The sequence below is a fragment of the Thalassolituus sp. UBA6592 genome, from assembly GCF_002433655.1.
Classification (GTDB): Bacteria; Pseudomonadota; Gammaproteobacteria; order Pseudomonadales; family Oceanobacteraceae; genus Venatoribacter.
The window spans coordinates 1-10,755 of record NZ_DJIO01000021.1 but is presented as its reverse complement, the minus strand read 5'-3'; the positions used below and the strand labels follow the sequence as shown (position 1 = coordinate 10,755).

The window sequence follows — 10,755 nt, the reverse complement described above, 5'->3', positions numbered from 1 at the left end:
TCCCAGCTGAGCTAATCACCCCTCGAAAAGTGAATGCGCATTCTACTCACGCAGCGCCGTATGTCAAACGCTATTTCTCAGTTTTTTTGATTTTTTTCAGTAACTTGCGTGAAGCCGCCAAATCAGCGGGCGGAATCACGCAGCCACGGGGATTTTCTTTCGCCTGCAACCACTCTCTTAACTCATTGGCCGCTGTTTGCGCTGCTGACTGGCTGAGCATCGTTATAGACAGCCGGTAATGCCGCGCCTGGATGGCGATGACGTTTTGAGCCCAGTACCAGCAGACAGGGCGTCAGAATCAGTGTCAGTACGGTGGCGAAGGTCAGACCACCGGCGATGGCCGTCGACAGCTGGGTCCACCACTGTGATGACGGTGCGCCGACAGAAAAATGCTGATGGATCAGATCGATGTTCCATTGCATGACCATGGGCATCAGGCCTACTACTGTGGTCACCGCTGTCAGCAGTACCGGACGCAGACGCTGAGCGCCGGTGCGCAACGCCGCTTCGACCGGATCAACACCCTGGCGCAGGATATGGTTGTAGGTATCGATCAATACAATGTTGTTGTTCACTACGATACCGGCCAGCGCGATCACGCCGACGCCGCTCATCACCACGCCAAATGGCTCGCCACGGATCAGCAGGCCCATTAATACGCCCACAATCGAAAGCACAATGGCACTCATGATCAGACCAGCCTGATAGAAGCTGTTGAACTGAGTCACCAGAATGGTAGCCATCAGGAAGATGGCGATGGCGAAGGCGCTGGCCAGAAACGAACCGGTTTCTGCCATTTTTTCAAAATCACCGCGAAAACGGGGTGTTACTCCGGCTTCACGCCAGTCGAGGCTCTGCATCTGAGCGGTCAATGCCTTGATTTTTTCCATGGCGTTGACGCCTTCTTTTACCGACGCCGTCACCCGGTAGCGGTAATTACCGTCGATACGGACTACGTCGCCGGACTTTGGCACCGCAATGCGTTCAATAAAATTCGAGGCAGGAACCAGCCCGTAAGGTGTCTGAATATTAAAGCCGGCAAACTGGTCGATATTGCGCGTGCGGTTCGGGAAGCGCAGCAGTATTTCAATTTCATCGTCGCTGAAATCCGGCTGGAAATCACCGACTTTCTGGCCTCCGGTAATCATACGGATCATAGCGCCGCTGCTGGCAATATCAGTGCCGTAGCGGCTGGCTTTTTCGCGGTCAATCTGCAGTTGCCATTCGATGCCCTCAAGTGGCAGGTCATCACGCACGTCTTTTAAGTCTGCATCGGCGTTGAAAATTTCTTTTACCCGGGCAATTAATGGCAGCATGGCTTCGCGACTGGAGGCGGTCAGCTGTAACTGAATCGGTGGTCCGCCGGCCGGGCCGTTTTTCTTTTTCTGCGTTTCAATCACGATGCCAGCCATATCGGCGGTGCGTTGTTCGATATCGCGCAGAATGTTATCCGCGCTACGGCGTTGTTCCCAGTTCACCAGCTCCAGCTGAATACGGCCAATTACATCGGCTGCCGTATCACCGTCACTGGGCGGCTTAACAAAGGTGGCGGTGTAAATCGACTGAATTTCTGCCATATCAAAAATCCGGGCTTCTACCTTACGCACAATATCTTCGCGCTCAGCCAATGACAGATTGCCGCGGGCACGCACATCCACCAGACCAATATCCGCATCAACGTCGGGAAAGAATTCCGACCCGTGACCAAGAAAAAAATACACGACAAAAGACGTTACCAACGCAGTAATAGCCAAGGCCAACACTTTTAACGGATGTTGCAGGGCTTTGTGCAGGGTGCGGATGTAAAAACCGGCAAAGCCTTTTAATTCATTAAAACGGCCCTGTTCAGCGGCTTCAATGGTGGCCAGTGCCTGTGGGTTATGATGGCCATCTTTACCCATGACTGCACCGATAGTCGGTACCACGATTAACGCCATAATCAGCGAACCGGTGAGGGTATAAAGCAGGGTCAGTGGCAGGAATTTCATAAAATCCCCGGTGGTGCCGGGCCAGAATAACAGGGGTAAAAACACCGCCAGCGTGGTGGCGGTGGAGGCAATAATCGGCCACGCCATACGCTGTGCCGCTTCGGCATAGGCGACGCGCTTTTTTGCGCCTTCGGCCAGCCGGCGGTCGGCGTATTCGGTCACTACGATGGCGCCATCAACCAGCATGCCGACGGATAAAATCAGGGAAAAAAGCACCACCATATTCATGGTGTAACCCATCATGCTCAGTACAATTAATGCCATTAAAAATGCACCGGGAATAGCCAGACCCACCATAAATGAGCTTTTAATGCCGAGGCTGCCGAGCACCAGAATCATCACCAGCAGGGTCGCGACCAGGACGTTATTGAACAGATCGTTGAGCATCTCCTTAATCTGCCGTGATTCATCCTGGGTAACGCCGACATCAATACCATCCGGCCAGAACGGCTCAACTTCATTGATGATGTTTTTTACGTCGTCCAGCGTCTCAATAATATTCGAGCCAATGCGCTTTTTAATTTCCAGCGTGACGGCGTTTTTGCCATTGACCCGGGCGCTGTTCTGACGGTCTTTATAGGACAGACGGCCAACGGCAATATCCTCGAATAATACGACTCTGTCGCCATCGACTTTGACCGGCAATTTGAGAATATCCGGGATGCTTTCAATCAGTCCGGGTACTTTGACGCTGAAACGCCCGGCGCCGGTATCCAGATCTTCGCTGGCGACCAGTTTGTTGTTGTTGCCAACCAGCTGAGCCAGTTCACTGAACGACAGGCCGTAGTTATCCATACGCGCCGGATCTACGATGATTTCAGCAATTTCTTCGCGCTTGCCCTGAATTGTTGCTTCCAGAACGCCGGGCAATGCTTCCAGACGATCCTGCAGGTCTTCGGCAACCGCATAGAGTGACGATTCATCTGCCTCACCTGACAGGGTAACCACCATTACCGGGAACAGGGCAACGTTAATTTCTTTTACCCGTGGTTCCTTGCTGTCTTCCGGTAATTCGCCTTTGGCGTCATCGACTTTCTGGCGCACATCCAGCAATGCCTGATCGATATCTGTGTCGGTATAAAACTCCAGTGTAATCGACAGATGCCCGGTGCTGGCGGTGGAGACCATTTCTTTTAAACCATCCAGTCCGCGCAGTTCTTTCTCCAGTTGTTTATAAATCAGCGCGTCGGCGTCTTCCGGCGAAATGCCATCATGGGTAACTGAGACATACACAAAAGGTACGGTAATATCCGGATTACTTTCTTTGGGAATGCTGATCAGCGTGGCAATGCCGACCAGCATCACCAGAGTAAACAGCATAAGAACAGTGCGCGAACGGTTAAGTGAAGCCTGAATTAATGACATCCCGGCTTACTCCGCGTTGGCATTGTAGGTCGCGCTATCGTCATCCGCGACGGCTGCGTTAGCGCGCTCAGAAGCCCCGTTGATGACAAACACGGGTTCTACCTGCTGGCCATATTCCACAAAACCACCGCCCAGAGTGATGATGTCGGCTTCGGCGCCAAGCCCGTACAGCCAGATACCTGTGTTATCGGCTTTTAACAGTTTTGCCGGTAAAAAGACCACCCGCTGATCGGCGTCGATGCCTTTCAGTCCGAGTTCGCCGTCATCATTAAGAATCAGCAGGGCAGGCGAAACAAAATAGGCGTGGGTCGCAGGTTGCGGCACATGAATATCGGCAGTGAGTCCGCTGGTCATTTTGCCGCCGGGATTTTCAATTTCTACTTCCACGGCAAAGGTGCGGGTACGTTCATTGGCTTCGGCAGCGATATAACGGACAGTCCCTTCGACGCGTTCGCCGTTAATCAGCTGCGCCCAGGCGTTGTCACCAATATGAATATCTGCAGCTTCCTGTTCAGAGGCATCGCCTTTGACTATGTATGGCGAGAAATCCAGCACGGTCAGTAATGGTGTGCTGTCTTTGACGAAATCGCCGGTCTCAACAAAACGCTGATCAATAATGCCGGCAAACGGCGCGCGGATTTTGGTCGCGTCGAGCTGAATGCTTGCGTGGGTCAGTTCCGCTTCGGCGTTGGCCAGCGCGGTTTCGGCCTGGGCCAGCTGGGATTCATTGGCCAGTCCTTTGGCGGCCAGCTGACGCGCGCTGTCGGCTTCGATGCGGCGTTGTTTTAACGCAGCCGCCGCCTGTTTGACCCGCGCTGGCCAGTCTCTGGCATCCAGCTCCAGAATCAGCTCGCCACGTTCCACGCTTTCTCCTTTGCGCTTATGAATGGCGATGACTTTGGCGCGGATTTCCGATTTAACTTCAACCCGGCGGTTGGGGGCGGTGTGAGCAGAGACGATAACATCGCGCTGAACCTCTTCGCCCTGCATGTGCGTCACCTGCACCCGGGGCAGGCCGTTGTCCAGTGCCAGAGGGCGGTTGGTACTGATATCAGGTTCTGATTGCAGTGAACCGGCTGCCATCCAGAGAATCAGGGCAGCAGAAAGTAGCAGGGCAGCGATATGGCCCTTATTCAGACGAGTAGTCATGCAGATGTCCGCTTTTTATCTTGTGTTTATTGTTCATTCCGGGCGAATCCTTCCCGGTGCCTGACCAATATAAGGGAAATACTCAATAACTGCACCCGGGTTCCGTTTAATGAGAGCAGGCTGCGCTGAGTGACACAGCTTCAGTCTGGCATTTGTGACGTTTTCTGCCCGTCTTCGGCTAAAGAGTCAGTTCAGGTTTTTTATACAGAGGGCCGGGTGAACGCGTATACTGGCGGCCTTTTGATCTTCTGCAGGTAAGGGTCTGGCTGACAGACGCTAAGGGCATTTATGGTATTGGTAAGTTTAAAGCAGGCAGAGCTGGCGTTTGGCGACCACGTTCTGCTGGATAAGGTGAACCTCGACATTCACACCGGCGAGCGTCTGTGTGTGGTTGGCCGTAACGGTGAAGGTAAATCGACGCTGTTGAAAATCCTCAACCGTCAGATCCAGCCGGATGACGGCCGTGTGGAACATCTGGATATGCTGCGCGTTTCCGCACTGCAGCAGGAGCTGCCGCAGGCGGCTGATAAGCCTGTGTATGATGTGGTCGCAGACGGTCTGGGTGAAGTGGGTCAGCTGATTTCCCGTTACCATGATGAAACTGCCCGTGGTGCCGACGCCGATATGAAGGTGCTGGAAGATCTGCAGACCCGTATTGAAGCCGCCGATGGCTGGAGCTGGCAGCAGAAAGTGGATGCCATTATTCAGCGCCTGAAATTACCGGGCGAAACCAGCTTTGCTCAACTGTCCGGTGGTTGGCAGCGTCGTGTGATGCTGGCCCGTGCCTTAGTCGTTGAGCCGGATCTGCTGATCCTCGACGAACCGACCAACCATATGGACGTGGCGACCATCGAATGGCTGGAAGAGCAGTTAAAGCAGTTTAACGGTTCTTTGGTTTTTATCAGTCACGACCGGGCCTTCGTGCAGAATCTGGCTACCCGTATTATCGAACTGGATCGCGGCCACATTTATAACTGGCAGGGCGATTATCTGAGCTTTGTCGATTACCGTGAAAAACGTCTGGAAGAAGAAGCCACCCAGAATGCGCTGTTTGATAAGCGTCTGGCGGAAGAAGAAAAGTGGATCCGCAAAGGCATCGAAGCGCGCCGTACCCGTAACGAAGGCCGGGTGCGCGCATTGAAAGCCATGCGTAACGAGCGCCGCGCACGCCGCGATGTGCAGGGCAGCGCCAACATCAGTATGAATGCGGCAGAGTCGTCCGGTAAGCAGGTATTTGAAATTGAACATCTGACGTACGCCTGGAAAGACGTGATGCAGGTGAAGGATTTCTCCACTCTGGTCATGCGCGGTGACCGTATTGGTTTGGTCGGACCTAACGGCGTCGGCAAAAGTACCCTGTTGAAATTATTGCTCGGTCAGCTGCAACCGCAATCCGGCACCATTAAAAGCGGAACAAAAATCGAAGTCGCTTATTTCGATCAGGCGCGTCACCTGCTCGACGACGAAAAGTCCATTGCCGATAACGTTGCTGACGGCAAAGACCAGGTGGAGGTGAACGGTCAGAGCCGTCATATCATTGGTTATCTCGGTGACTTCCTGTTTTCTGCCCAGCGTGCGCGTACGCCGGTGAAAGCGCTGTCCGGTGGTGAACGTAATCGCGTTTTGTTAGCTAAGTTGTTCCTTAAACCCTGCAACCTGCTGGTGATGGACGAACCAACCAACGACCTCGACGTAGAAACCCTGGAACTGCTGGAAGAACGCTTAATGGAATACAGCGGCACCCTGTTGCTGGTGAGTCACGACCGGGCATTCCTCGATAACGTCGTCACCCAGATGTGGGTATTCGGTGAAGGCGAACCGGGCTATATCGAAGAACAGGTGGGTGGTTACAGCGACTGGCAGGAGCGTAAAAAAGCCCAGGGCAGCAGCCGTGCTGTAAAAGCAGAAGAAGAGAAAAAAGCCGCTGCAGAAAAGAAAGCAGACACTGCCCCGGTTAAAGCCGAAGAAAGCAAAAGCGCTGGGAAAAAGCTGTCGTATAAACTGCAGCGGGAACTGGATATGCTGCCGGATCAGATTGCTGCAGCGGAAGCTGAACGCGATGCGCTGGCAGCGAAAGCCGGTGAGCCGGATTTCTATTCCGGTGACGCTGATGCTATTCAGAAAACACTGGAAGCCCTGTCTGCGGCGGAAGCAAAAATCGAAGCACTGGAAGAACGCTGGCTGGAACTTGAGGAAATGGCATCATGATTTTCTGGCTGGTGCTGGGCTTCGTTATTCTGACCATTTTTGGCTCCGTGTACTGGCTGAAACCCAGCCCGCGGGATAAACGCCTGGCCGGGTTACGTTACGATGCCATTAAACTTGGTTTGCAGATTCGTCAGTTCACCTTTAAACCGGATTCCGCCAAAACCGGCGTGCGCGATGAGATCACTGCCACCAGTTATACTCTGGTGCGTCCCGGTCAGCAGCAGGGCGGAGCGTTGAAATTCCGCGTTGCCGGACAGGCAGGCTGGGATACTGACGGTTTGCCGGAGGGTTTGTGCTGGCATAATCAGGGCACGGCGGCGGATGCAGAGAAGGTGACGGCTGCCATGGCGCAGCTGAACGATGATCTGCTGTTGCTGGAAGTGTATGAAAATCGCGTGGTGCTGATGCCGGCAGAACGGAAAACAGCCAACGCAGAAGCCTATAAAGTGTTTATGCAGACGTTTCTGTGATTCTGCTTTGATGATTTGATCGCAGACAGAGCAATAAAAAACGGGAGCCAATGGCTCCCGTTTTGTTTTTTCAGCTTAGCCCCGACTTATTGTGCTGTCTGGTCAGACCGGCTGTGCGGCGTAAGCTGCAGGCTCAGAAGCGGCGTTCCAGTTCTTCCAGGTGTTCAATGATGCGGTCGTTATAGCTGACCACCAGAAAGGGCACAGTGTTCTCGTTGTAGTTTTTAATGCGCTCTTCCATAAAGCGCCATTTGCTGTTGACGTTATTCATCAGCACATCGTTCTGCCCCTGACGCACCATCTCTTCCAGTGCCTGCAGCTGTTGATGAAAATCATCCGCCATATCCGTCAGCGTACGTTCGTAGCTGCCCATAAACACCTGGCCGAGATTGGTCGTACCGCGGGCGGCATACTGAGACGTAATTTCTTCCATCAGCAGAGCAAGATCACGGGCTTTCTCCACCACCGGGCTTGGGCGGATGCCACTCGACTGCTGCAGTTTGTCGTAGGCCTTTGAAATTTTATCGACTACCTCGGCACTGGTACGGCCCATCTCATCCACTAAGCGCACATTGGGAAAGCCCTGATTGAGCATATCGTTGCGGTTGGTGGTCATAAGATCACTGACGCTGTTCCACTCAGCTTCGATGGCGGCGATGTCATCGCCCAGGCTGTTGACGGCTGCCAGTTCACGGGCACTGGCCAGTGAGGCATTGAATTTGCCCAGCGCAACATCAATACGGCGCTCGTATTTGCTGTCGGCATCCAGTCCGGAAAACATATAGAAATTGGTGATGGCGTTGGTGGCTGCCAGACGCATGTGTTGCAGGTCGGTCAGCAATTGTTGTGGGGTAGCCATAACAGCCTGGCTGAACAGCAGGAATGCCCCGATCCGTATCAGGTTGATTGCAGTTTTCATGGCGTGTCTTCTTTTTTTGTTGTTATGTTTTTTGTTCTTGTTGTTATTTTCTGAGCGATTTTCTCAGTTATTGCAGCCTTTTTGGAACGGCTGTATTGCCCTGAGTTTATGAGAACAGGACGCTGATCCCTAGCAGTTATTACAATATGTTACAAAAAAAACATCAGTCTCAGGTATGGGTAAGACCATTAAATATACTTTAAGTTGTTGATTTTTATAGGAAATAATGGATTTTCAGAGCCCGGATAGGCAGCCTGATAAAGGGCATTTGAGCCGATTTAAGCTGAAAAACAGACAGATGCACTCGGCAATTCCTGACCTGCTATTGACTTTCTGGCCACTTTGCACGAATGTGTGCCTCTCGGATTCAAACGCTCGTATGAATCGTTCGTTTTTTGAACATTGCGGGCATTGTTTCACCAACCGGCAGAATGCTGACAGCAACGACTGTCAGGCAAAAAGCTAACCACCATGTGGAGATCAGTTGATGATTTACGAAGGTAAAGCCATCACGGTAAACATGATCGAAGACGGCATCGCCGAACTTAAATTCGATCTGCAGGGCGACTCTGTAAACAAGTTTAACCGCGTTACTCTGGAAGACCTCAACGCAGCGGTAGAAGCCATCAAAGGCAACGCTGACGTTAAAGGTGTTCTGGTTACTTCTGGAAAAGACGTTTTCATTGTGGGCGCAGACATCACCGAATTCGGTGAAGCCTTCAAGAAAGAAGAAGACGAAATTGCAGCCTGGTGTCTGGAAGCGAACCAGATCTTCAACACTTATGAAGATTTGAGCGTACCGACTCTGGTTGCTATCAATGGCATCGCCCTGGGCGGTGGTTTTGAAATGTGTCTGGCGTCTGACCTGCGTGTAATGTCTGACAAGGCAAAAGTGGGTCTGCCTGAAGTGAAGCTGGGCCTGATGCCAGGTTTCGGTGGTACGGTTCGCCTGCCACGCGTCATCGGTGCAGACAATGCCATCGAGTGGATCTGCATGGGCGGCGAGAACAAGCCGGAAAAAGCTCTGAAAGACGGTGCTGTTGACGCAGTTGTTGCTGCTGACAAACTGCACGAACAGTCTGTCGCTATGCTGAAAGAAGCCATTGCCGGCACCATCGACTGGCAGGCGCGTCGCGAAGCGAAGAAATCCAAGCTGAAACTGAACACCATGGAACAGATGATGGTTTTCGAAACCGCTAAAGGTTTTGTTGCCGGTCAGACCAAGGGTCAGTACCCAGCGCCAATCGAAGCGATCAAAGTGATGCAGAAAGCTGCAAACGGTGACCGTGAAAAAGCACTGGCAGCTGAATCCAAAGGTTTCGCTAAACTGGCGAAAACCACCGAATCTCAGGCACTGATCGGTCTGTTCCTGAACGACCAGCTGCTGAAGAAAAAAGCCAAAGAATTCGACAAGCAAGCTAAAGACACCAAAAAAGCAGCCGTACTGGGTGCTGGTATCATGGGCGGCGGTATCGCTTATCAGTCTGCACTGAAAGGCACGCCGATCATGATGAAAGATATCGCCGAAGCCGGTATCGAACTGGGTCTGTCTGAAGCCAACAAGCTGCTGGCCAAACGCGTTGAGAAGAAAAAGATGAAGCCGCTGGATATGGGTGACACCCTGAACCGCATTCGTCCGACTCTGTCTTACGCTGAATTCGGCGACGTCGACACCGTAGTTGAAGCGGTTGTTGAAAACCCGAAAGTTAAGAAAATGGTTCTGGCGGAACTGGAAGATCAGGTATCCGAAGATACCATCGTGACTTCCAACACCTCTACCATCTCCATCGATCTGCTGGCTGAAGATCTGAAGCGCCCGGAAAACTTCCTCGGTATGCACTTCTTCAACCCGGTACACATGATGCCTCTGGTCGAAGTTATCCGTGGTAAGAAAACCTCCGAAGAAGCGGTTGCCACAGTAGTTTCTTATGCCAAGAAAATGGGCAAAACTCCAATCGTAGTAAATGACTGCCCAGGGTTCCTGGTGAACCGTGTGCTGTTCCCTTACTTCGCTGGTTTTGCTGGGCTGGTACGCGACGGTGCTGATTTCCAGGCGGTAGATAAAGTCATGGAAAAATTCGGTTTCCCAATGGGTCCTGCATACCTGCTGGACGTAGTGGGTATCGATACCGGTGTTCACGCTAATGAAGTGATGGCCGAAGGTTTCCCTGACCGTATGAAAGCGGACTACAAAACTTCCATGGAAGTGATGTTCGAAAACAACCGCTACGGTCAGAAAAACGGCGTTGGTTTCTACAAATATGAAACCGACAAAAAAGGTAAGCCGAAGAAAGTTGTTGATGAAACAACTTACGAGCTGATTAAACCGGTGGTTGCGGACGCGAAAGAATTCGACGCTGAAGAAATCATCGCGCGCTGCATGATTCCAATGTGCATCGAAGTGGCCCGTTGTCTGGAAGAGGGTATCGTTGATACACCGAACGAAGCCGACATGGGTCTGATTTTCGGTATTGGTTTCCCTCCATTCCGTGGCGGTGCATGCCGTTACATGGATACCGTAGGTATGGCTGAATTTGTTGCTCTGTGTGACAAGTTTGCTGACCTGGGCAACCTGTACAAACCAACCGATCGCATGCGTGAAATGGCAGCGAACGGCGAAAGCTACTTCGGTTAATAAGCGCACCAGGAGAATTTA

Annotated in this window: 6 protein-coding genes; 3 read left to right on the top strand and 3 right to left on the bottom strand. The window is 52.2% G+C overall.

Features of this window, described 5'->3' with window-relative positions; all coding sequences use genetic code 11:
- Positions 1–182 precede the first annotated feature (182 nt).
- Both B2Z72_RS01720 and B2Z72_RS01715 read right to left on the bottom strand, forming a co-directional pair.
- A complete protein-coding gene (locus B2Z72_RS01720) occupies positions 183–3,353 on the bottom strand; it encodes an efflux RND transporter permease subunit (protein WP_297004060.1) in 3,171 nt (1,056 codons plus the stop codon).
- Positions 3,354–3,359: 6 nt separating this feature from the next.
- Positions 3,360–4,502 (bottom strand): efflux RND transporter periplasmic adaptor subunit, encoded by a 1,143-nt coding sequence (locus B2Z72_RS01715; RefSeq protein WP_297004059.1) that lies wholly within the window; start codon positions 4,500–4,502, stop codon positions 3,360–3,362.
- A gap of 288 nt (positions 4,503–4,790) precedes the next feature.
- Here B2Z72_RS01715 and B2Z72_RS01710 point away from each other — a divergent pair, with 288 nt between their 5' ends.
- Both B2Z72_RS01710 and B2Z72_RS01705 read left to right on the top strand, forming a co-directional pair.
- On the top strand, positions 4,791–6,710 hold the full coding sequence (locus tag B2Z72_RS01710) for an ATP-binding cassette domain-containing protein (protein ID WP_296986195.1): 1,920 nt from the start codon (positions 4,791–4,793) through the stop codon (positions 6,708–6,710).
- Positions 6,707–7,180: a hypothetical protein gene (locus B2Z72_RS01705; RefSeq protein ID WP_296986194.1), complete on the top strand. Its 474-nt coding sequence runs from the start codon at positions 6,707–6,709 to the stop codon at positions 7,178–7,180. Before B2Z72_RS01710 ends, B2Z72_RS01705 begins: the two co-directional genes overlap by 4 nt.
- Before the next feature lie 133 nt (positions 7,181–7,313).
- Here B2Z72_RS01705 and B2Z72_RS01700 read toward each other — a convergent pair whose 3' ends face one another.
- Positions 7,314–8,099, bottom strand: a complete 786-nt coding sequence (locus tag B2Z72_RS01700) for a hypothetical protein (RefSeq protein WP_296986191.1) — start codon at positions 8,097–8,099, stop codon at positions 7,314–7,316.
- A 487-nt stretch (positions 8,100–8,586) separates the two neighbouring features.
- Here B2Z72_RS01700 and fadB point away from each other — a divergent pair, with 487 nt between their 5' ends.
- Complete coding sequence (fadB, locus tag B2Z72_RS01695) at positions 8,587–10,734, top strand: fatty acid oxidation complex subunit alpha FadB (protein ID WP_296986197.1); 2,148 nt, start codon at positions 8,587–8,589, stop codon at positions 10,732–10,734.
- Positions 10,735–10,755 lie beyond the last annotated feature (21 nt).

Bases quoted from the DNA above. Each gene is read 5' to 3' on its own strand.
- B2Z72_RS01720 (WP_297004060.1), bottom strand. From the start codon at position 3,353: ATGTCATTAATTCAGGCTTCACTTAACCGTTCGCGCACTGTTCTTATG.
- B2Z72_RS01715 (WP_297004059.1), bottom strand. From the start codon at position 4,502: ATGACTACTCGTCTGAATAAGGGCCATATCGCTGCCCTGCTACTTTCT.
- B2Z72_RS01710 (WP_296986195.1), top strand. From the start codon at position 4,791: ATGGTATTGGTAAGTTTAAAGCAGGCAGAGCTGGCGTTTGGCGACCAC.
- B2Z72_RS01705 (WP_296986194.1), top strand. From the start codon at position 6,707: ATGATTTTCTGGCTGGTGCTGGGCTTCGTTATTCTGACCATTTTTGGC.
- B2Z72_RS01700 (WP_296986191.1), bottom strand. From the start codon at position 8,099: ATGAAAACTGCAATCAACCTGATACGGATCGGGGCATTCCTGCTGTTC.
- fadB (WP_296986197.1), top strand. From the start codon at position 8,587: ATGATTTACGAAGGTAAAGCCATCACGGTAAACATGATCGAAGACGGC.